The sequence below is a fragment of the Aeromonas sp. Lyrl_2 genome, from assembly GCF_051948815.1.
Lineage (GTDB): Bacteria > Pseudomonadota > Gammaproteobacteria > Enterobacterales > Aeromonadaceae > Aeromonas > Aeromonas veronii.
This window is the reverse complement of sequence record NZ_JAYJLJ010000010.1, coordinates 21,438-42,158: the sequence shown is the minus strand read 5'-3', so window position 1 is coordinate 42,158 and position 20,721 is coordinate 21,438. Positions and strand designations below refer to the sequence as shown.

18 protein-coding genes and 1 pseudogene are annotated in these 20,721 nt (G+C 57.6%); 7 read left to right on the top strand and 12 right to left on the bottom strand.

All coding sequences use genetic code 11. The annotated features are described in order from the left end of the window. Positions 1-39: 39 nt before the first annotated feature. Positions 40-357 (bottom strand): flagellar hook-basal body complex protein FliE, encoded by a 318-nt coding sequence (gene fliE / locus VF684_RS10560; protein ID WP_005353687.1) that lies wholly within the window; start codon positions 355-357, stop codon positions 40-42. A 154-nt stretch (positions 358-511) separates the two neighbouring features. Here fliE and VF684_RS10555 point away from each other — a divergent pair, with 154 nt between their 5' ends. Both VF684_RS10555 and VF684_RS10550 read left to right on the top strand, forming a co-directional pair. Continuing rightward, positions 512-1,423, top strand: a complete 912-nt coding sequence (locus tag VF684_RS10555; RefSeq protein WP_193556820.1) for an AraC family transcriptional regulator — start codon at positions 512-514, stop codon at positions 1,421-1,423. A gap of 66 nt (positions 1,424-1,489) precedes the next feature. Further along, positions 1,490-3,241, top strand: coding sequence for an amidohydrolase (locus VF684_RS10550; RefSeq protein WP_376899932.1), 1,752 nt, complete (start codon positions 1,490-1,492; stop codon positions 3,239-3,241). Between the two features lie 91 nt (positions 3,242-3,332). On the opposite strand, the gene befA is transcribed toward VF684_RS10550, so the two are convergent. From befA to VF684_RS10535, 3 genes are all read right to left on the bottom strand, one after another. Continuing rightward, positions 3,333-4,118, bottom strand: coding sequence for a beta cell expansion factor BefA (befA, locus tag VF684_RS10545; RefSeq protein ID WP_118853507.1), 786 nt, complete (start codon positions 4,116-4,118; stop codon positions 3,333-3,335). A 213-nt stretch (positions 4,119-4,331) separates the two neighbouring features. Continuing rightward, positions 4,332-5,771 (bottom strand): pyruvate kinase, encoded by a 1,440-nt coding sequence (pyk, locus tag VF684_RS10540; protein WP_005362071.1) that lies wholly within the window; start codon positions 5,769-5,771, stop codon positions 4,332-4,334. A 163-nt stretch (positions 5,772-5,934) separates the two neighbouring features. Beyond that, complete coding sequence (locus VF684_RS10535; protein WP_440174231.1) at positions 5,935-6,789, bottom strand: MurR/RpiR family transcriptional regulator; 855 nt, start codon at positions 6,787-6,789, stop codon at positions 5,935-5,937. Positions 6,790-7,136: 347 nt separating this feature from the next. Between VF684_RS10535 and glk the strand changes: the two are divergent. After that, positions 7,137-8,108 (top strand): annotated as a pseudogene (glk, locus tag VF684_RS10530) (glucokinase); the annotation flags it as partial. A gap of 206 nt (positions 8,109-8,314) precedes the next feature. Here the strand turns inward: glk and VF684_RS10525 are convergent. Beyond that, the gene (locus VF684_RS10525; RefSeq protein WP_005334766.1) at positions 8,315-8,815 is read right to left on the bottom strand and encodes an SRPBCC family protein; all 501 of its coding nucleotides are present in this window, start codon (positions 8,813-8,815) and stop codon (positions 8,315-8,317) included. Positions 8,816-8,975: 160 nt separating this feature from the next. Between VF684_RS10525 and VF684_RS10520 the strand changes: the two genes are divergently transcribed. Then, a complete protein-coding gene (locus tag VF684_RS10520) occupies positions 8,976-9,395 on the top strand; it encodes a GNAT family N-acetyltransferase (protein WP_107683709.1) in 420 nt (139 codons plus the stop codon). Here the strand turns inward: VF684_RS10520 and VF684_RS10515 are convergent. From VF684_RS10515 to VF684_RS10495, 5 genes are all read right to left on the bottom strand, one after another. Beyond that, positions 9,385-9,903, bottom strand: coding sequence for a hypothetical protein (locus tag VF684_RS10515; protein WP_042082504.1), 519 nt, complete (start codon positions 9,901-9,903; stop codon positions 9,385-9,387). The genes VF684_RS10520 and VF684_RS10515 overlap by 11 nt on opposite strands. A 10-nt stretch (positions 9,904-9,913) precedes the next feature. Beyond that, positions 9,914-10,627 (bottom strand): winged helix-turn-helix domain-containing protein, encoded by a 714-nt coding sequence (locus tag VF684_RS10510; protein ID WP_234879856.1) that lies wholly within the window; start codon positions 10,625-10,627, stop codon positions 9,914-9,916. Between the two features lie 455 nt (positions 10,628-11,082). Beyond that, complete coding sequence (locus tag VF684_RS10505) at positions 11,083-12,609, bottom strand: methyl-accepting chemotaxis protein (RefSeq protein WP_107683661.1); 1,527 nt, start codon at positions 12,607-12,609, stop codon at positions 11,083-11,085. Between the two features lie 64 nt (positions 12,610-12,673). Further along, positions 12,674-13,405, bottom strand: a complete 732-nt coding sequence (locus tag VF684_RS10500; RefSeq protein WP_005334783.1) for a substrate-binding periplasmic protein — start codon at positions 13,403-13,405, stop codon at positions 12,674-12,676. 551 nt (positions 13,406-13,956) lie between these two features. Continuing rightward, a complete protein-coding gene (locus tag VF684_RS10495) occupies positions 13,957-15,195 on the bottom strand; it encodes a uracil-xanthine permease family protein (protein ID WP_204381325.1) in 1,239 nt (412 codons plus the stop codon). 305 nt (positions 15,196-15,500) lie between these two features. Between VF684_RS10495 and VF684_RS10490 the strand changes: the two genes are divergently transcribed. Both VF684_RS10490 and VF684_RS10485 read left to right on the top strand, forming a co-directional pair. Next, entirely contained in the window at positions 15,501-16,928 is a 1,428-nt protein-coding gene (locus VF684_RS10490) for a hypothetical protein (protein ID WP_376899928.1), read from the top strand. Continuing rightward, positions 16,925-17,266, top strand: coding sequence for an RT0821/Lpp0805 family surface protein (locus VF684_RS10485; protein ID WP_204381326.1), 342 nt, complete (start codon positions 16,925-16,927; stop codon positions 17,264-17,266). Before VF684_RS10490 ends, VF684_RS10485 begins: the two co-directional genes overlap by 4 nt. 87 nt (positions 17,267-17,353) lie before the next feature. Here VF684_RS10485 and VF684_RS10480 read toward each other — a convergent pair whose 3' ends face one another. Beyond that, positions 17,354-19,069, bottom strand: a complete 1,716-nt coding sequence (locus VF684_RS10480) for an NAD-dependent malic enzyme (protein WP_005334789.1) — start codon at positions 19,067-19,069, stop codon at positions 17,354-17,356. A gap of 273 nt (positions 19,070-19,342) precedes the next feature. Between VF684_RS10480 and VF684_RS10475 the strand changes: the two genes are divergently transcribed. Next, positions 19,343-20,107, top strand: coding sequence for a substrate-binding periplasmic protein (locus tag VF684_RS10475; RefSeq protein ID WP_376899926.1), 765 nt, complete (start codon positions 19,343-19,345; stop codon positions 20,105-20,107). 87 nt (positions 20,108-20,194) lie between these two features. On the opposite strand, the gene VF684_RS10470 is transcribed toward VF684_RS10475, so the two are convergent. Then, positions 20,195-20,605: a hypothetical protein gene (locus tag VF684_RS10470; RefSeq protein ID WP_013723543.1), complete on the bottom strand. Its 411-nt coding sequence runs from the start codon at positions 20,603-20,605 to the stop codon at positions 20,195-20,197. Between the last annotated feature and the right edge of the window lie 116 nt (positions 20,606-20,721).

Below are 20,721 nucleotides of genomic sequence, written 5' to 3'. Positions count from 1 at the left end.
TGTTCATGATGTTCAGTCGTCATGGTTTATTGGCGTCGCTTATACCGGCATGTTCATGATGGTCTTGTAGGCATCGACCATCTTGTTGCGCACCTGTACCGTGGCTTCAAAGGCGATGGACGATTTTTGGCCCGCGATCATCACCTCGGCCAGATCCACCGACTTGTCACCCATATCGAAACGGGTACGCAGATCATTGGCGGCGCCTTGCAGTTCGTTGACGTTGCCAAGCGCCTGTTGCAGTAGCAGACCAAAGTCGGAGGTTACCTGACGACCGGGTTGTGCCAGCGGCGTTGCGCCTGCTTCGATCTTGAGCGCCTGCATCTCTTGCATCAGGCTGCTTGCACTAATTTCCATTTTCCATCCCCAGACAAATCATTGACGCTGGCATGCAACAAGCAATTAGAGTGCCAATGCGTTAAAAACGCGACTAGGATGAGTGGCCAGACCAGGCCGGACGGGTTCGACAACGGCAGGTGGCTCTGATTAAATCCGACTCTGACGCCCACTTTTGCTGGCTGGCAAGGAGTCCGCTCTGGATTATCGCAAACCCGTGTTCAAGGCGATGGACTACATCAGCCACCATCTGGATGACAATCCGGGCCTGGATGAGGTCGCAGCAGCGGCAGCCATCTCCACCTTCCACTTCCACCGTATTTTCAAGACGATGGTCGGCGAGACCATTGCCGGATTTACCCGGCGCCTGCGTATGGAACGCGCTGCCCGTCGCTTGCTCGCCTCTCCCCAGAGCGATATCACCACCCTCGCACTGGCCGCCGGGTTCTCCAGCTCCCAGAATTTCGCCAAGGCCTTTCGCCTGCACTTCGCCATGAGCCCCTCGGAATACCGCCAGCAGCAGGGGGGAAACTGGAAAAGCAAGATTGGAAACGATCCCCTTCCCTTTGACACCTATGATGGCCTGGTCATGCACCCGGTCACCGAACACCCGGGTCTGTTGCAGGGGGCAAGCGTCAGGCAGATGCCCGCCCGGCGCGTGGCGTACATGCGCCGCCTGGGCCCCTATGGCAAAGAGACCTGCGAGCAAGCTCATCGGGATTTGCTCGCGCTGTTCGCCTCAGACGAGGCGATGACACCGGCGGGTACCCTGAGTCTCTATTGGGATATCCCCGATATCACCGATGAGACCCGTTGCCGTACTGACGTCTGCATCGAGCTGGGGCCAGAGATCCCCGCTGGACGCCAGTTAACCACCCAGACCATCGCCGCGGGACCCTATGCGGTTTGTCAGTTTATCGCTCGCGGCGATCAACTGGTCGCCTGCTGGGGGACGGCGTTTCGCTGGGTAGTGAGCCAAGGGCTGAACTGCGACGATCGCCCGTGTTACGAGCAATACCACGCAGGCACGGACTCCGACCGGGATCATTACGTGTTTGATATCTGTATCCCGCTGATCAACCGATAAGCCGATACCTCATTTCCATTTACCCACTTCGGTGCCTTCGGGCACCGAAGCGACGGAGTCATGCCCATGAATATCAAAACGCTGTTTCTCGCCAGCCTGCTGGTAACGCTTCCCGCTGCCGCCAATGCCCAGTCACAGAGCCAGACACTGATCTTTGGCGGCACCATCTACAGTGGTGATCCGACGAACCCTCACCCGGAAGCGGTCGGCATTGAAGGTAAAAAGATCGTGGCAGTCGGCAGCTATCAGGAGGTCAGCGCCCGCCTAGGCCACCATGCCAAGCGTCTTGATCTGAAAGGAAAGTACCTGATGCCGGGGCTCATCGACAGCCATGTTCATGCGGCATTTGCCGGTTTTCAGGGGATGACGGTTAACTTTCCTGACGCCATGAGTGAGGTTGAGCAGGTGCAGCAATTTCTGACCCGCAGCAAGGATGATCCCCGCCTGACACTGGGCGATGTAGAGCTATACAGCAATGTCTCCCTCGACTACTGGCATCAGCTTCCCCTGCTCGATCAGGTGTTCAATGGCCCGCAATACCGGCAGATCCCGGTAGTGCTTGCCGGTTCGGATGCCCACACCGGTTGGGCCAATCAGGCCATGCTGCGCAAGGCTGGCCTTGATACCGACACCCTTGCCGGTCGTTATGCTCCGCTGAAAGGCAATTTTGGCCTCACCCCATCCGGCAAGCTCAATGGCTTTGCCTCGGAAGGCGGCTGGGATGCCATCCTCAAGGCGCTGCCCCCCGTCAGCGACGAGACGATTGCCAGTGCCATCATGACTGCCGCCAAACAACTCAATCAGGTGGGCATTACCGCCTGGATGGACCCTATCAGCAACATTCGCCCCCTCGCCCCCATCTTCAACGCCGAGCCGGATCGCCGCGATACCGGCCTGCTGCCGGCGTACAGCATGCTCTCCCGGGAAGGCAAGCTGACCGGACATGTGTCCGCACTGGCACTGGTGGGGATACATGCATCACCCGCCATCATTGATGACGTATTGGCGCTGCAACAGCAGTTTCAAGATGCCCCGGACGTTAAACTGGTGGGGATAAAGATCCTGCAAGATGGTGTCATCGAGTATCCATCCCAGACCGCCAAGTTGAGCGAGCCCTACCTCAACCGTCCCGGTTACAGCGGCAAGGACGATCTGGACAAACAGCGTTTTAACGAGCTGATCCGCACCGCGGATGCCCATCAACTTATCGCTCACTTTCATGCCATCGGCGATCGGGCCGTCCGAGAATCCCTCGATGCCATCGCCTATGCCCGGACCCACAATCAGGATCACCGCTTGCTGCACAGCATCACCCATCTGGAGGTGGTGAGCCCGGCCAGCATTGCCCGTTTCAAACCGCTCAATGTGGCCGCATCGATGCAACTCTTGTGGGCCGGTAAAAACGTGGCGACCACCCTGCTGCTTGAAGGAAAAGTGCCCCCGGCACTGCTAGCCCGCCTCTATCCGGCAGGCAGCTTGCTGCAAAGCGGCGCCATTATCGCCGGTGCCAGTGACTGGCCGGTCTCCAGCCCCAACCCTTTCCTCGCCATGTATACCGCGATCACTCGTCAAGGGGATCTTGGCTTGCTGCCCCCCGCCAGCGAGCAGATCAGCCGTCAGGCCATCTTGCAGGCCTATACCCTCAACGCCGCCAAGGTAATTGGACGGGAGAAAGAGATTGGCTCCATCAGCGCGGGCAAGAGTGCTGACCTGATCTTGCTGGATCGCAATCTGGAACAGGTAGCAAGCGAAGAGCTCAAGGAGACCAAGGTGCTCTGGACCATGTTCAAGGGCAAGCAGGTCTATTCAGCCCACTGACACCGAGAGAACAAACAGGCCCGCACTGCGGGCCTGTTGGCAAGATCACGACAAGCGCATGGCGTGCAGTGAGCAACCGATAACGACAGGATTAGCGGCTCGTTTCAGTCAAGTCCTTGTCAATCCAGTATTTGGAGCCGGAGATATTGGCATCGAGCAGCAGGCCCTTCTCACCAATCTGGTAGATGGCCATGCCGCCATTGTATTTGGCTGTCAGTTCGGCGCTCTCCTTGCCGGCCACCACGCCCACTTCGGAAGTGGCCTCCCAACCCTGGGTCACGAAGGCATCAAATCTGGCCTTGTCTTCAAACAGGATCACCTGCTGATAGAACTTGCCACCAATCCCGGCCGCCAGACCTGCGCCAAACATCTTCATATAGGTGTGCTTGCCGGTTTTGCGATTGACTGCCACCCCGGCCCCCTGATTGGTATGCAGCATCAGGGAGAACTTGCGCGAATCGAACACTGCATAGCCATAAGCCTTGTCAAACAACAACTTGGCTGATGGCTGCTCGTTGAACAACCGGATCAGCGCAGTGTCGGCCATGGTATTGAGCGCGCTCCTCGCCTCTTTCGCCGTCTTGGGGTTGAGCATCTCGTTGAGCTCCTTGTCGGCCGCCTTCAGCCACTCCTTGCCGGTCGCGATGCTCTTGTCGGTCCAGACCCCGGCGGTATTGAAGGCATCCTCCCCCCAGGCCGAGATGGAGGCCCAGCTCTTCTTGGAGAAATCGCTGACATCCTGCCACACCTCCTTGCTGGTCTCGCTCACTGCCGCTCCGAGATCGGACGCTGCGGCCTTGAGCTTGGCCCAATCGGCATAACAGGGTGAGAAGGCCAGACTCAGTGACAAGGCCAGCAACCAGTTACGCTTGTTCATTTTTTCACTCCCGTATTGTCGAGTGTCTGGGTTACCTGGGACGATCACCTACAACAGGCTACCCGCTGAAAATCACTCCCGCATTATCGGAAGGGGAATCCGGTTAAGCAATCATTGAGTCCTGTTTATCCCGCTACAGCCCGATAGCGGTTAACAAAAAGGCTGCTCATCAAAGAGGAGCAGCCTTGTTAAGCACAGTAAAACCGGACGGGCTTATTCGACCATCATCACCTTGCAGGTGTTGGTACTACCCACGGTTTCCATCTTGTCACCGTGAGTCAGCAGCACCATGTCGCCGCTCTGCAGCAGCCCCTTCTCCTTGAGCACGGCCAGCGCATCGCGGCACACTTCGTAGACCGGTTTGGTCTCGTCACCGTCAAACATCACCGGAGTGACGCCACGGTAGAGATTGGTCCAGGCCAGGGTCTTGTTGTGGGGAGACATGGCGAAGATCGGCAGACCGGAGCTGATACGGGACATCAGCAGCGGCGTGGTGCCGGACTCGGTCAGTGCCACGATCGCCTTCACCCCTTCCAGGTGGTTGGCCGCGTACATGGTGGACATGGCCACCGCCTCTTCTACCGAGGTGAAGGTGTAGCTCATGCGGTGGTTGGAGACGTTCAGGCTCGGGTGCTTCTCGGCACCGACACAGACGCTCGCCATGGAGGTCACGGTCTCGATGGGGAACTGACCGGCGGCAGTCTCGGCGGAGAGCATCACCGCATCTGTACCATCCAGCACGGCGTTAGCCACGTCCATAACTTCTGCACGAGTCGGCAGCGGCGCATTGATCATCGATTCCATCATCTGGGTCGCGGTGATCACGACGCGGTTCAAACGACGGGAGTGGCGGATCAACTTCTTCTGTACACCAACCAGCTCGGGGTCACCGATCTCGACACCCAGATCGCCACGGGCGACCATCACAGCATCGGAACCGAGGATGATGTCTTCCATCGCCTCATCGGTGGCGACGGTTTCGGCGCGCTCGACCTTGGCCACGATCTTGGCATTGGAACCGGCTTCGCGGGCCAGCTCGCGGGCGTAGCGCAGATCATCGCCACAGCGCGGGAAGGAGACAGCCAGATAGTCCACATTCATGCGGGCAGCAGTCTTGATGTCTTCCTTGTCCTTCTCGGTCAGGGCCGGAGCGGAGAGACCGCCCCCTTTCTTGTTGATGCCCTTGTTGTTGGAGAGCGGCCCGGCCACGGTCACCGTGGTGTGAATGCGGGTACCTTCAACCTGCTCGACCTTCAGTTGCACACGGCCATCGTCCAGCAGCAGGATGTCGCCCTGTACCACATCGTCTGGCAGGCTCTTGTAGTCGATACCGACCTGCTCCTGACAACCTTCACCCTTGCCGAGTGCAGCGTCGAGAATAAACTTGTCACCGATGGCCAGATAAATTTTGCCATCCTTGAAAGTGGAAACACGGATTTTCGGGCCTTGCAGATCACCCATGATGGCGACGTGACGACCGAGCTTGGCAGCAATGTCACGCACCTGATTGGCGCGCAGGATATGGTCTTCAGCAGTACCGTGAGAGAAGTTCATCCGCACCATGTCGGCCCCGGCGCGGATGATCCCTTCGAGGATCCCTTCGCGGTCGGTAGCCGGACCGAGTGTGGTTACAATCTTTGTACGTCTAGGCATGAAAGACTCCAATATGAAGTTGATATGACTTGAGATTCTGCCCCATCAAGCCCATGGCTCGATGCACCCGTTTGCAAACCATCTGGGTGGTTTTTGTTATTAAATTACAATACTACACCAAGGCGGGTGGCATAGACAGTCGGGGGCCGGAGCCCCCGACGGTTCAGGAAGAGTGCGGGGTTTCGAAGCGGGATTCGCGCAATCCCTCTTTTACTTTCTTCAGATTTTCGCGAAATTTCATCCCCCGGCGCAGGGTAAAACCGGTCGCCAGCACATCCACCAGAGCCAGCTGGGCGATGCGGGATGCCATCGGCATATAGACATCGGTATCTTCCGGCACATCCATGGAGAGCACCAGATTGCACTCGCGGGCCAGCGGGGAGTCCTTGGCGGTCATACCGATCACGGTGGCGTCGTTTTCGCGGGCCAGCGCGGCGATTTCGACCAGCGCCTTGGTGCGGCCGGTGTGGGAGATCAGCACCACCACATCCCCTTCGCTGCTGTTGATGCAGCTCATGCGCATCATGACGATATCGTCAAAGCTCACTACCGGAATGTTGAAGCGAAAGAATTTGTTCTGGGCATCGCGGGCAACGGCGGAGGAGGCGCCAAGGCCGAAGAAGCTGATCTTCTTGGACTGGGTCAAGATATCGACGCAGCGGTTGATGGCAGAGATATCCAGGCTGTTTTTGGCGGCATCCAGACAAGCCATGGTGGATTCGAAGATCTTGGCGGTGTAGGTATCCGGTCCATCTTCCGCTTCCACATGACGATTTACGTAAGGGATGCCATTGGCCAGGCTCTGGGCCAGATGGAGTTTGAAATCAGGAAAGCCCTTGGTATCGAGACGGCGGCAAAAGCGGTTGACGGTCGGTTCACTGACATCGGCCATCTTGGCCAGAGCGGCGATGCTGGAGTGGATGGCGGTCTGGGGAGACGCCAGGATCACCTCGGCAACCTTGCGTTCTGATTTACTGAAACTTTCCAAGTTATTCGTAATTTTATCAAGGGTATTCATCATCACCACCAGGCGTTTTTGTAATTTAGCTTCAGTGTCTTTGCACTCAATCTACGGCTAAGCAAGTTTCCATTCAAGCTAAGGACTATACAAGACAAGCGGTTATCGCAACTAACGCCTGCCATACAAAGTATGACTCATCTCTAATTATTTCGTACTTTTCGTTACAAAACGTCACCTTGCCATGAAAGCGCTTACAAATGTTGCAAAGCAACAACACTGTGAGCAGGCGCACGTTTGTATCGATCCGGCGAGTGAGCAAGCCTGAGCTCGGATAGAATGGGCCGTCATAATCCAACAATAATCTCGGGACACCAGAGTCGTCCCCATCCTGTAACGAAGGAGTTGTTATGCAGCATACCCATGCGCTGGTCGGCGATGTCGGCGGCACCAATGCGCGTCTGGCCCTGTGTGAGCTGGCCACCGGTACTATCTCTCAGGCAAAGACCTACTCAGGTCTGGCCCATCCCAGCCTTGAAGCCGTGGTACGCCTCTATCTGGAAGAACACAAGGTTCAGGTAGCTGAAGCCTGCATTGCCATCGCCTGCCCCATCAACGGTGACTGGGTTGCCATGACCAACCACAGCTGGGAGTTCTCCATCAGCGAGATGCAGAGCAATCTCGGGCTGGCACGCCTGCAAGTGATCAACGACTTTACTGCGGTCTCGATGGCGGTGCCGGTATTGGCTGAATCGGATCGCATCCAGCTTGGCGGCGCCGCGCCGGTAGCGGGCAAGCCCATCGCCATCTATGGTGCGGGCACCGGCCTTGGGGTCGCCCATCTGGTCAAGGCGGGTGAGCAGTGGCTGAGCCTGCCGGGTGAAGGTGGTCATGTGGATTTTGCTGCCAACACCGAAGAGGAAGATGCAGTGCTGCAAGTAATGCGAGGCGAATTGGGCCATGTCTCGGCAGAGCGTTTCCTCTCCGGCCCAGGTCTGGTCAATCTCTATCGCGGGCTGGTGAAATCCGATGGCCGTGAGCCTGAGCCATTCGCCCCCAAAGACATTACCGAGCGCGCACTGGCTGGGGAGTGCCTCGATTGCCGTCGCACCCTGAGCCTGTTCTGCGTGCTGATGGGCCGCTTTGCCGGCAATCTGGCCCTCAATATGGGTACCTTTGGCGGCGTCTATATCGCAGGCGGCATAGTGCCGCGCTTCCAGGAGTTCTTTACCGGTTCCGGTTTCCGGGTCGCCTTTGAAGACAAGGGGCGCTTCAAGTCCTACCTCAAGGAGATCCCGGTGTTCCTAATCACCCATGAAGGGCCGGGGCTACTCGGTGCGGGCGCTTACTTGCGCCAGTCGATGGGGATCACTATCTGATTAAAGAGGGGAACGAGGCGGGATCATCCATGGTTCAGCCTCGATTCAGTGTGAATGGCATAAAGTAGCCGCACGTAACCAAGAGGGTTGTGCTTCACAAGGAGTGGAAAGCGACTCTCATCCGCTGGATACGTTTGTCACCTGACAAGCCTGAACTGTTTCAACCGGCCTTTTGGCCGGTTTTTTTTTATGTCTGATATCCGGGATTACTGGGCCAGCGCCTTCAGCTGCGCCTTGTCGGGAGGATTGTTCCAGTCGATGGGACCGTGGGTAAAACGGTACTGCAACCGTGGCAGACTGGTCTCCAGCCACTCTTCTCGAAAATAGGCATAACCCTGATCCCAATCCGGATCATTGGCCCAACCACTCTGCAGGAAGTAGAGGCGAGTACCCTGTCCTTCCGGCACAAAGCGCAGGCAAACCTGGGTCTTTTGCTGGCGGATATGGGGTAGGCTGGGTGGGAAATTCCAGCTGAAACTGAGCAAATCATAGGGCATGACGGCCATGACCCGGCACCCTTCGCTGCCACGTTCACCCAGCGGGGCATCAGGCCTGAAGTAGATCTCGAAAGGGCCATTCGGTTCGGCCACCATCAAACATTCGGGAGCCAGAAAACTGCGCAGACCGCTTTCGGTAGTCCAGGCGTGCCAGACATCGTCTATGTGCGCCGGCACAAAAATGTTGCCTTCAATCAGTTTATTGTCCATAAATCAGCGATCCTCAAGCCATCCATACAAGGGACTCCGGCAGTATAGCCCCATGGCAAATACAATGGACAGTGCTTAATCACACCCTTGTCATTTGCATCGATTAACCTGCCGCTGTGCAGCTGCCTCAATGAACATTGGCTTGATCCGGGAGGACATCATGATCCGGCTCATGGAAGAACACGACATTCCCCAACTGGCCCGGCTGTTTTTAAAGAGCCGCCGCCACACCTTTCACTGGGTAGATCCCGCCCGTTTCCAACTCGAGGATTTCGAGGAACAGACCAAAGGTGAACAGGTGTGGGTAGCCGAACAGGGGGACAATATCTGCGGCTTTATCGCCATCTGGCAGCCCGATCACTTCGTCCATCACCTCTATGTGTCAAGCGACTGGCACGGTCAGGGGATAGGACGCGCCCTGCTGGAGCGGGGCCTCGCTGATTCGCCGCACGGCTCGCTCAAGGTTGCGACTCGCAACACGGCGGCAGTAGCCTTCTACCATCGGCTGGGCTGGCAAAACAGTGATGAGACAGGCCACTGCGAGGTCACCGGCCCTTGGTGCAAGTTATTTAGAAACTAGCGGGACGCCCGGCAACTGCGCTTTGTGGTTGAACAGGTACCAGCGGTGCCGGGGGGAAGAACCAGCGATAGAGATCGAACCAGCCATCTCGCTGGGCAATCACGACCTCATGCACCGGATCGCGCTGGAAGATCGCCACCTTGTTTTCAGTCAGCGGCACCCAGGCATAGTTGACCAGCGCATATTGCGACTGGATCAGGTTGTACTCATTGAGATAGGAGTCATCGTTACCCGATTCGTGCAGTTGGGTACGACTGTCGATGAGGTAAACAAGCTGGTTGAAGAAGGTAAGTTGAAAACCGGTCACCCGCCACTTCTCCCTGGTCGCCTCCTCCTCTTCGATCACGGTAATTTTGCCCCAGCGGCACACCCCGTGATAGTTGACTCCATTGGCTGACATTTTCAGGTCGTAATGACAGCCCAGACTGTTGATAAACATCCCGACCACAAACAGCAGCACGACAAGCAGTGGCAACAGCAGCAAGGTATTTTTCAGCGTTCGTTTCATCAGAGATCCCTTACAGCGTTTTTTCGAGCTCTTTATAGGAAAGCACGCGAACCTGGTGGCCGGAGACCAGCACCAGCGATGCCGGCTTGACTGGTGGCACGTCGCTCCGTGCCTCCATCTGGCAAACAACGCCGGTCGGCGAATCGGTGCAGTGCACATGGAGCCACTCGAAATGGAGATAGCTGGCGACAAACGCCACCAACACAGCCAGTAGCAGATTGACGTACATCAGGCCCCTTGCCAGCATTGGCCGCCCGATACCGCTGAGAAAGGCAAGTTTGGCGCGCTCACCAAAAGAACGGGGAGCCGCAGGCTCTTTGATGACCTCGTGGTCGGAGCTTGGTGATGTCGACGGTGGCTGCGCAGCCGCTGCAGGCGTGGGCTCGCTCATCGGCTCGGGCAAGGGCTCACTATCTGTTGGCAGTGCCTTGCCGTAATAGCTCTTCATCTTGCAGTTCAGATGCAGGGAGTACCCTTTTTTCGGGGTACTTCTGATATCCAGCGTCTGGGGGGATGAGGCGAAGTGGCGGCGAATATTGGCGATAGCCACGTTCAGGGAGTTGGGGCTGATGGGGCGACCCAACCAGCCGATTTCGAGCAACAGATCCTTGTCGCACACCTCGTCATGGTGATCGAGCAGATAGCTGAAAATGAGGCTCTCTGCCGATGACAAGCGCACCACCCGGGCGCTTTGCAAGTTGTCCTTGTCGGCACAGAAGATCAACTCTCGCCTTTTGACATCAAAGACATAATCACCGAAGTGATAGGCTGATATGTTATTGCCTGGCGCAACCCCCGTCATACCAACCACCTGTTATTTGCATTCATCATGAAGAAGATGGGATTCCACACCTGATAAAGCCAGATGGCGGCTCAGGACTCGCTGTAATTAAACGAAATTCTAAAGGGTCGAGATCAGCGGCACAATAGATGCAGGCAGGCATGAGCGGGGAAAATGAAAATATGCGTCCAGCGCTGTCGGACTGCGTATCGGGCAGAGCATGATGCCGCGAGTTTCGCGTATCACGATCACGCCAATCTCAGCTAAACAGTGACATGGGCATGACGAAAAACGCTGCTGGACAAGGCCCCTTGCCCCTCACGACATCTCGCAGCGCCTCACAATAAAGGGAACCTTACCTGCCCCGCAGGATGATCCAACGGGGCGAAGTGAACTGACTAGACCCGAAACTGCTTAAGCAGGGTGTCGAGTTGGGCCGACAGCTGCCGCAGATCGCTGCTGGCTTCGGCAACCTGTGCCACTCTGGCTGCACTCTCGCTGTTGAGCGTTGCAATCCGGTTGACGCTGTGGCTGACCGCCTCCGCCACCGAGTGTTGTTCTTCCGATGCCTGGGCGATATACATGTTCATCTCGCGGATCAGGCTGACCTGATTTTTAATCTTCTCCACCGATATCTGCACATCTGCCGCCTCGATGCCGGCCCGGGATGCCTTCTCCTGACTCTGTTGCATCCCGGCCCCGACATTCTGGGTCGCTTGCTGCAACCGCTTGATACTGGCACTGATCTCCTCCGTCGACTGGCGAGTACGGCCCGACAAGGTGCGTACCTCATCCGCCACCACCGCAAAACCGCGCCCCTGATCACCCGCCCGCGCCGCCTCAATGGCCGCGTTGAGGGCAAGCAAATTGGTCTGCTCGGCAATGCCGTTGATCACCTCGATGATGGTGCCAATGCTGCTGCTTTCGGTCGAAAGGGTGCGCATCAGGGTGGCGACTCGCTCCACCTCCCCCACCAGTTGATGGATGGCCTCATTGGCATGGCCCGCCAGATTGTAACCCTGCTCCACATAGAGGTTGGCCTCATCGGTGGCGCCAGAGGTTTTCACCGCATTGCCAGCCACTTCCTGCACAGCCTGACTCATTTCGGTGATGGCGGTGGCGACTTGATCCAACTCGGATTGCTGGGCGTCACTGCCTACCCGGGTATCTGCCGAGAGGGAGTCACAGAGTTCGGCGGTTTGCAACACACCGGCAGAGAGCTCGTTGATCTCCGCCACCATCTCCTGCAACTTGGCAATAAAGTGGTTGATGTTGGTGGCCAGCGCGCCCATCTCATCCTGACGGCTGATCTTCAGACGCCGGGTCAGATCCCCCTCTCCTTTGGCCAGATCAAACACCGCCTGATTCATCTGATGAAGTGGTCTCAGCACATTGCGATGAATCAGCACCATCAGCAACGCGATGATGCAGAGATCGAGCACCAGGATCTGCCAGACGGTGGTGATCAACTGCTGGCGCAGTTGGGCCTGAATGGCGGCATCACTGGTTTGCACCAGCAATCGGGCCACGGTGTTTTTCTGGCCGCTGTCGTCATAGACCAGATCATATCCCCCATAGGCAGCGGTATCGGCAGGCATGGCTGTCACGGGGGCAATGCTCCCCGCCGTGTCACGGGCAAACCCGGCTACCAGCTTGTCCTTGTTGACCACCAGCAACGCACTGAGTATATCGGCCGCCAGCTCGGACTTGAGCGATGCCTCGATAAAGGCCGATTCATAATTCCACAGCGGGCCGGGCAGGGAGAGCTGCAGCCGACCGATGGCCTGTTCGACCAGCGCACTCTGTTTGCTGTAGCTCTCCGCCTTGACTGCGTGGTAGTTGTAACCGCCAAACAACACCAGTAGCAGACTCACCGACAGGGAGGTCAACACGGCAATCCTGAACGTCAGACTTTTCCAATCCATGGTTTCCTCCCGGTTTTACGGCAGCCGGCGCAGTGCCATTGAGCGGCACTTGCTATTGGTGCTGTTACTGGTACTTGGCATTGATCTTGTCGATGGTGCCATCCGCCTTCATGGCAGCGAGGATCTCGTTGAGCTTGGTGATGAGCTCATCGGGCGTATCCTTGTTAAACGCCAAGCTCATCTGGGTTTCCTTGAACACGAAGACCGGCTTGGGTGAGGCCACCTTCTCCTTGCTGGCCAGATAGGGCGCCAGATACTGGCCGGTTGCCCAAAGATCGATGCGGCCCGCCTCCAGTTTCTTCACGTTGGCGGTATCGTTGGCCGCCAACTGCAACTTGGCAAATCCCTGGGCCTTGAGATATTCGGCGGCCGCATCACCGTTATAGCCACCCACCGAATACTGCTTGGCATCTTCCAGCGACTTGACCGTGATATTGGCGGTCGAACTGGAGAAAAACACCCAGTTGTTATTGACCAGCGGCCCTACCCACTTGAACAGTGCTTCCCGCTCCGGAGTGCGGGTCGTGGAGTAGAGGGCGGTATTGGGGGTGCCGAGGGTATCTTCGTACGCCCGTTTCCAGGGCATCAGGGTCAGCTTGTATTCGACTCCAGCACGCTTGAACAGCTCTTCGACCACCTCGGTCGACAGTCCGACAATCTTGCCCCCCTCTCCCTGCATGTTGAATGGCGGGTAATCCTCGGTCATCACGTTCAGTGGCGCAGCCTGAACAGCGCTTATCGCCATCATGGAAGAGACTGAAAAAATTGCACTTTTCCACAGCAGTTGATAGTTCATTGTAACCTCGCTTTGCTTGCCATTCATCCCTGAACATCCGCCGTTACCGATGGCGGTGCACGTTTAACCCGCTGGGGTCATGCCGGCTTTCACGGCTCGCCGCCCACCCATGTGCAGCAGCAAACAGATCCGGATTTTGCCTGTGCGCAACGAAACGCAACCGGCGAGGGAGGCTCACAACAAATCGAGGTGGAAACATGCCAGGGCAGCATAAGGGGAGTGTGGAGTGGGGCGGATAAGCCTCTGCCATACAACAGCGCCGTGGCAAAGAAGAAGCGCATCGTTTTATGACAGGGGTCTGGGAGAGAAATGATATAAAACGCCAACATCCATTTTCCCATACTGCTCGAGGAGACCTCAGAGCCAAACCTGTCCTTTAGCTAAGGTCACGAAAAGAGATACGTCAAATGAGAATGCTAACCCCCTCATCTGCTTCCAGATTAGATTCCAGATGAGCTCCGCCGAGCCAAAAAGTGGCGCGAGATACCCGAAAAACAGAAGGCCACCGCGAGGTGGCCTTCTCCAAATCAACAATAAACGTCTGGTGGAACTCAGTCCTTGGCCGCGTCCATCACACCCTCTTCGGAGTGCGCAGGCAGGATCAGGTTGAGCAGGATGGCGGCAACAGAGGCCAGACCAACGCCGGCCAGCGCGAAGTCGCCAATCTTCATCTCCAGCGCACCGACACCGACGGTCAGCGTCACGGCGACGATGGCGATATTGCGTGACAGTCCCAGGTCCACCTTGGATTCCACCAGCGTCTTGAGACCGATGGCGGCGATGGATCCGAACAGCAGCAGCATGATACCGCCCATCACCGGTATCGGGATGGAGGTGAGCAGCGCATTGAACTTGCCAAAGAAGGCCAGAATGATGGCAAACACCGCAGCCCAGGTCATGGTGACCGGATTGAAGTTGCGAGTGATCATCACGGCACCGGTCACTTCGGCGTAGGTGGTCACGGGTGGGCCACCGATGAAACCGGCAAAGCAGACGCCAATGCCGTCACCGGCCAGCGTACGGTGCAAACCCGGCTCCTTGGTGTAATCCTTGCCAGTCACGCCACCAATCGCCAACACACCACCGATATGCTCGATACAGGGGGCGATGGCTACCGGCAACATGAACAACGCAGCAGCCCAGTTGATCTCCGGGGTTTCGAAGTGGGGCAGCGCCAACCAGGGGGCGTTCACCATGCCATCGAAACTCACCTGACCCATGAACACCGCCGAGACATAACCGGCAATCACGCCGCACAGGATGGGGATCAGCTTGATCCACCCCTTGCAGAACACAGCTGCAATCAGGGTGACCGCCAGCGAGATACCGGCCAGCGTCAACGCAGTCCCCGCAGGTACTACCTGCTCACTACCGGCACGGCCCATCGCCATGTTGCAGGCAACCTGCGCCACAGAAAGACCGATCACCATGATCACCGGGCCAATCACCACCGGGGGCAGCAATTTGTGCACAAAGCCCATCCCTTTTGCCCGGATCAGCGCAGCCAGAATGAAATACATGAAACCGGCGGCAAACAGGCCAAACATGGTGGATGGCAATCCCCAGGTCTGGGTGGCGTAGATGATGGGAGCGATGAAGGCAAAGCTGGAACCGAGGAAAATCGGGACCTGGCGACGGGTGCAGAGCTGGAACAACAGGGTGCCCACACCGGCGCCAAGCAGGGCCATGGAGGGGTTCAATCCGGTGAGCAGGGGCACCAGAACCATGGCACCGAAGGCGACAAACAGGATTTGCAGCCCGGCGACACTTTGCTTGACTAAGGAAAACATGGATGTCCTTAATTTTTTGATAACTGATGGGGATATTTATCACTTTTCAGTTATCACAAGACTTTTTCAAGGCACAAAATGAACACAAATTCGTCACTTGTTACCTTTTACTGCTTGGGAAGGGCATGAAACTGGCTTTTTAGGCGGGATTCGTTGCTACAAGCATCGAGTATGCGATTTTACGCATTATTGTGACGAACGCCAATCGTTTTTCCATCATGTTTATTGTGTTCATGGTCAAAAATGCCGCCGCCAGGGGGCGCTCTATAATGGATCCTGTGAATCAAGATGGACAAGGAGTCCCCATGTCACAACCCCCATTCAAGGCCAGCCAGCGCAGATTGCTTATTGGCTCGGCCATCGCACTCGCCCTGTTTGCAAACCCGTTCAGTTATGATTTCGCCCACAATGAGTGGCAAATGAATCAGGCCTATGCCAAGTCCTGCTTTATCGCCGGCACTCGCATCACGATGGCCGATGGCTCCACCCGCCCCATAGAGACGCTCCGGGTCGGTGAACGAGTGCTGGATCAACACGGCGGCAGTAACCGGATCCTGGCGATCGAACGGGTCATTCTGGGCAAGCGCAGACTCTACGGGATCAATGATCTGCCCCCGTTCTTTACCGCAGAGCACCCTCTGCTGACCACTCGGGGCTGGGCGGCCATCTCACCGGCCATGACCCGAACCGAAAACCCGCAACTGGCGGTGCTGCCGCTATTTACCGGCATGCAGATAATGTGTCGCCCGGCACCTGCCATGGTGACGGGCAATCTGGCCCTGCAAGCCCAACCGGAATTACTGCTGGTTGAGTCACTCTGCTGGATCGAGGCATCTCCCACTACCGCACTCTTCAATCTGCTGCTCGATGGCAGCCACAGCTACATCGCCAATGAGCTGATCGTTCACAACAAAGATGGCGATGGTGGCAGTGGGGGCAACAGTGGTGGAGGCAGCGACAGCGGCGGAGGCAGCGACAGCGGCGGAGGCAGCGACAGCGGCGGAGGCAGCGACAGCGGCGGAGGCAGCGACAGCGGCGGAGGCAGCAACAGCGGTGGAAGCAGCAACAGCGGTGGAGGCAGCAACAGCGGTGGAGGCAGCGACAGCGATGGGGGCAGCGACAGCGATGGGGGCAGCGACAGCGATGGGGGCAGCGACAGCGATGGGGGCAGCGACAGCGATGGGGGCAGCGACAGCGATGGGGGCAGCGATGACAGTGGCGGCCAAGGCGAGCATGCCGGCGGAGAGCAGCATGGTGGAGGTGAACGGCATGCTGGTGGAGAAAAACATGCAGGGGGAGAACGCCATGGGGGTGGCCGCGGATTTGGCAATGGCGTTGATGACAACGGCGTAGATGCCGTTGATGCCAATGGCAACAAGCTCAGAGGTGACGGCACTGTCGATGACAACGGTGTGGATGCTGTCGATGCCAATGGCAACAAGCTCAGAGGTGACGGCACCATCGATGACAACGGCGTGGATGCCGTCGATGCCAATGGCAACAAGCTCAGAGGTGATGGAACCATCGATGACAACGGCGTGGATGCCGTCGATGCCAATGGCAACAAGCTCAGGGGCGATGGCACGGTCGATGACAACGGTGTGGATGCCGTCGATGCCAATGGCAACAAGCTCAGGGGTGATGGCACGGTCGATGATCGCCAGCAAGTGCTTACCGATGAGCAGGAGCGGGCGCTGCTCAACAACGGTTTTCGCCAACAGGGGCAACCATGATGCGATATCTGTTACCACTCTTCCTGCTCGGCCTCACTGGCTGCGCCACGGTCGACACTCCGCCGCTTTACCATCAGATGGATAAGGCAGATGTTCAACTGGCCAATCAGGCCCTTGCCAAAGCGCTGGAAACCCGCACCAAAGGGCAGAGCCTCACCTGGTTCAATCCGGCTAATCGTCACGCGGGTAGCGTCACCCCGCTACGCACCTTCCGCCATACCAGCGGGGAGTGGTGTCGCGACTATCGCGAGCAACTCTATATCGGCAAGGCGAGCCAGCAGTGGCAGGATACCGCCTGTCGCAACCAGCAAGGGCGCTGGCGGCCATTGCGAACTTAGTGAATGCCACGGGGTAAACGAAAGGGGGTAGCAGCGCTACCCCCTTGTCATCTTTACCGATCCGCTATCCGGGCGGTGAATACGCGGTTATACCCGACGATAGGGCAGGTAAACCGGCTCCCACATGTGGTTGAGGATATGCTGCTGCAGATCCTGACCGATTAGCGGGTGGGAGGGATCCCGGCGCACGATATCCTTGAGCACGGCGGTCGCCACATGCACCGAGATGCTGCGAAGCTCGCGAATGCGGGGATAAACGGCCCCTTTCGCCAGATCCACCTCACTCACGCACTCAGCTAGCGCAAAGGCGGCGGTAGTGAATACATCGGGCGTGATCTCGCGGAGCTGGCTGACGATGGCCGCCAGACCTACACCGGGGAAGATAAAGACGTTATTGCCCTGCCCGACCCGAAACTCCTGCCCCTCGTAGCTCACATCCTTGAACGGGCTGCCTGTCGCGACAATGGCTTTGCCCTTGCTCCAGCGGTAGATATCCTCCGGCAGCGCTTCACAGTTGGCGGTCGGGTTGGAGAGCGGGAACACCATGGGGCGCTCGCAATGCTGCAGCATCAGCTGGATATGCTCTTCCTGGAAGGCACCGCCCGAGCCGCTGGTACCCAACAACACGGTAATGGGTACATGACGCAGCACATCGGCCAGATTGGCCTTGCCGGGCACCTCGGTATCCCAGCCCGCCAGCAGCAGCCCCGGCTTGGCGTAGCGACGCTTGTACTCGTCGAGCCCATCCCGGTTGTCGCACACCAGCCCCTGGGTATCCAGAATGTAGATGCGATCGCGGGCCGCCTGCGGATCCATCCCCTCGCGGATCATTCCCGCGCAGATCTGATCCGCGACGCCAACCCCACCGGCGCCAGCGCCGTAGACCAGATAGTTCTGCTGACCCAGGGTCTCCCCCTTGACCTTGACCGCGCCGATGATACCGGCCAGCACCACGGCACCGGTGCCCTGAATGTCATCGTTGAATGACGGCAGTGACTGCTGGTAGCGGGCCAGATTGTTGAAAGCATTGGATTTGCTGAAGTCTTCCCACTGCAGCACGGCGTTGGGGAAGTGGCGCTTGACCCCCTGCACGAACTTGTCGATGAACTCTTCGTACTCCTTGCCGCGAATGCGCTTGTGGGGGCGGCCCAGATACATGGGGTCATCGAGCAGTTTCTGGTTGTCGGTGCCCACATCCAGCGCGATGGGCATGCAGCAGGCGGGGTGAATACCGGCCCCCAGGGTATAGAGCGCCAGCTTGCCGATGGGGATCCCCATGCCGCCAACGCCCTGATCGCCGATCCCCAGAATGCCCTGGCTGTCGGTGACGACTATGATGCGGATCGATTTAGCATCGAAGTGACGGGCCTGACTGCCCATGTCATCCACGTTGTCCGGGGTGATGTAGAGGCCGCGCGGCTTCTGGAAGCGGTGGCTGAACTCCTGACACGCCTTTCCCACGGTCGGGGTATAGATGTAGGGAGTCATCTCCTCCACATGGCGTGACAACAGGGCATAGAATAGAGTCTCGTTGCGATCCTGCAGGGCACGCAGGTTCTGGTACTTCTCGATATCGCTGCAAGCGCTCTTGAACCCCTCATACACTCGCTCGAGCTGGGCTTCAAAAGTTTGCACCTGAGGCGGCAGCAAACCATCGAGATCAAAATCGGCCCGCTCCTGTTCGGTGAAGGCCGTGCCCTTGTTGAGGTATCGATTGTTAAGCAGATCAGTGCCGGTCAGTGCAACGGGGCGAAAATCCTGTCCCTGTGCATCTTTCCACAGCAGATATTGTCCGGTAGCCATAGTCATTCTCTTTGATTTACGTGAAATTGCCGTTCGGCAGGAGAGCAAGACTCATAATGAAATCAATCATATGACGTTTACTCGATCGGTTTTGTGAGCTTGGGCATACCCTGCGGCCAAAATAGGCGCCGGCGACCCCGGCGAGACAAATATCCACGGCAAGGAATGAGACTCATGTTAGCATTGCGGGCAACCCAGCCCCTTTCACCGCATCATAGCCGGGAGTGACCTGATGCCCTCGCCTCTGCCAGCCTGCGCCCCCTTCTTCCTGCTATGCGCCTGATCCCGCTGCTTGCTCTGTGGTTGTTTCTGGCCTGCCAGTCGGCTCTCGCCGCACCGGGCCGGGTGCTCAACATCATCGTGGGTGAATGGCCCCCTTTCGTCTCCGAGCAGTCAAAACAGCACGGTCCAGTGGCCCACCTTATCAGCGATCTGTTCAAGGAGGCGGGCTATGAGGTGAAGTTCCACTTCGCCCCCTGGGGCCGGGTCTATTCGCTGGCGGCCAACAGCCAGCTCTACGACGCCACCGCAGTCTGGATGCACAAAACGGAGCGGGAGCAGGATTTTCTGTTCAGCGAAGCGGTGCTGCAGGAGCAGTTTGTCTTCTTCTCCCTCAAATCACGGCAGCTGCAAGCCGAGCGCCTTGAGCAGATCATCGGCATGCGGTTGGGGGGCGATATCGCCTACAGCTACGGGCCCGAGCTGGACAAGATGGTGGCCGATGGCAAGGTAACCCAACAGAAAGTCACCGACGTGAAACAGAATTTCGGCAAGCTGCTGCGCGGACGGATCGACCTCTATCCGCAAGAGCTGCGAGTCGGTCTGGCCGAGTTGCAGAGCCAGCTCGACCCCGCCAGCGCAGCACTCATCACCCACAGTCAGACCCCTTTTCTGCGCAACGACAGCTTCGTGATGTTCCCGCGCAAGATGCCGGATTCAGCCAAACTGCGGGTTCAGTTCAATCAGCAGTTGCAGCAGGCCATCGCCAGCGGACGTTATAAGCGCTACTTCGAACTGCTTTCCCGGGGGGACTATTAACCTTGGCGAGGCAAAAACAGAAAGGATAAAACAACGGTGGCGGCCCTTTGTGGCCGCCACCTCTGTGATGCTTGTCAGCGGCCGGCATTAGCCGCTGATGCCCACCTCCAGCTTGAACGGCGTCTTGGCCTTGCTGCTCTCGGCCGCCCCCATCTGGTAGACCCGAATGGTATAAGTGCCCTTGGCGGGCAGGGTCGCCTCAAAGTTGTTCCCTTCGGTAGAACCGATAAACATCGCCTCCCCCTTGCTGCCTGGCGGCAAAATATTGAAGTAGGGCTTGCCGGTCAGGATCACCACCATGCTCTGCCCCTTGTTGGCCGTCAGCTTGTAATCAAGGGTCTGGCTACCCTGAATGGTGCCGTTGATAGTCGCCCCTGACTCCCCCTTCTTGAACTGCACCTGCTGGGTCTTGATCCCGTCAGCCGCCTGCGCCACGCCCGCAATACCACCGAAGAGCGCAGATGCACATACCGCTGCCAGCCATGCTTTTCTCATCATTTGTCATCCCTTGTGTGAATGGACCCCCCTGTTACTGTTGCTCAAGGTGGCCCAAAAAACCATCGCCGTTTGCGGCATCGCTCAATCAATTTGCCATCACGATCGACCCGCCATCA

Excerpts from the sequence above, each read along its gene's own strand:
- fliE (WP_005353687.1), bottom strand. The coding sequence starts at position 357 with ATGGAAATTAGTGCAAGCAGCCTGATGCAAGAGATGCAGGCGCTCAAG.
- VF684_RS10550 (WP_376899932.1), top strand. The coding sequence starts at position 1,490 with ATGAATATCAAAACGCTGTTTCTCGCCAGCCTGCTGGTAACGCTTCCC.
- befA (WP_118853507.1), bottom strand. The coding sequence starts at position 4,118 with ATGAACAAGCGTAACTGGTTGCTGGCCTTGTCACTGAGTCTGGCCTTC.
- pyk (WP_005362071.1), bottom strand. The coding sequence starts at position 5,771 with ATGCCTAGACGTACAAAGATTGTAACCACACTCGGTCCGGCTACCGAC.
- VF684_RS10535 (WP_440174231.1), bottom strand. The coding sequence starts at position 6,789 with ATGAATACCCTTGATAAAATTACGAATAACTTGGAAAGTTTCAGTAAA.
- VF684_RS10525 (WP_005334766.1), bottom strand. The coding sequence starts at position 8,815 with ATGGACAATAAACTGATTGAAGGCAACATTTTTGTGCCGGCGCACATA.
- VF684_RS10520 (WP_107683709.1), top strand. The coding sequence starts at position 8,976 with ATGATCCGGCTCATGGAAGAACACGACATTCCCCAACTGGCCCGGCTG.
- VF684_RS10515 (WP_042082504.1), bottom strand. The coding sequence starts at position 9,903 with ATGAAACGAACGCTGAAAAATACCTTGCTGCTGTTGCCACTGCTTGTC.
- VF684_RS10505 (WP_107683661.1), bottom strand. The coding sequence starts at position 12,609 with ATGGATTGGAAAAGTCTGACGTTCAGGATTGCCGTGTTGACCTCCCTG.
- VF684_RS10500 (WP_005334783.1), bottom strand. The coding sequence starts at position 13,405 with ATGAACTATCAACTGCTGTGGAAAAGTGCAATTTTTTCAGTCTCTTCC.
- VF684_RS10495 (WP_204381325.1), bottom strand. The coding sequence starts at position 15,195 with ATGTTTTCCTTAGTCAAGCAAAGTGTCGCCGGGCTGCAAATCCTGTTT.
- VF684_RS10490 (WP_376899928.1), top strand. The coding sequence starts at position 15,501 with ATGTCACAACCCCCATTCAAGGCCAGCCAGCGCAGATTGCTTATTGGC.
- VF684_RS10485 (WP_204381326.1), top strand. The coding sequence starts at position 16,925 with ATGATGCGATATCTGTTACCACTCTTCCTGCTCGGCCTCACTGGCTGC.
- VF684_RS10480 (WP_005334789.1), bottom strand. The coding sequence starts at position 19,069 with ATGGCTACCGGACAATATCTGCTGTGGAAAGATGCACAGGGACAGGAT.
- VF684_RS10475 (WP_376899926.1), top strand. The coding sequence starts at position 19,343 with ATGCGCCTGATCCCGCTGCTTGCTCTGTGGTTGTTTCTGGCCTGCCAG.
- VF684_RS10470 (WP_013723543.1), bottom strand. The coding sequence starts at position 20,605 with ATGATGAGAAAAGCATGGCTGGCAGCGGTATGTGCATCTGCGCTCTTC.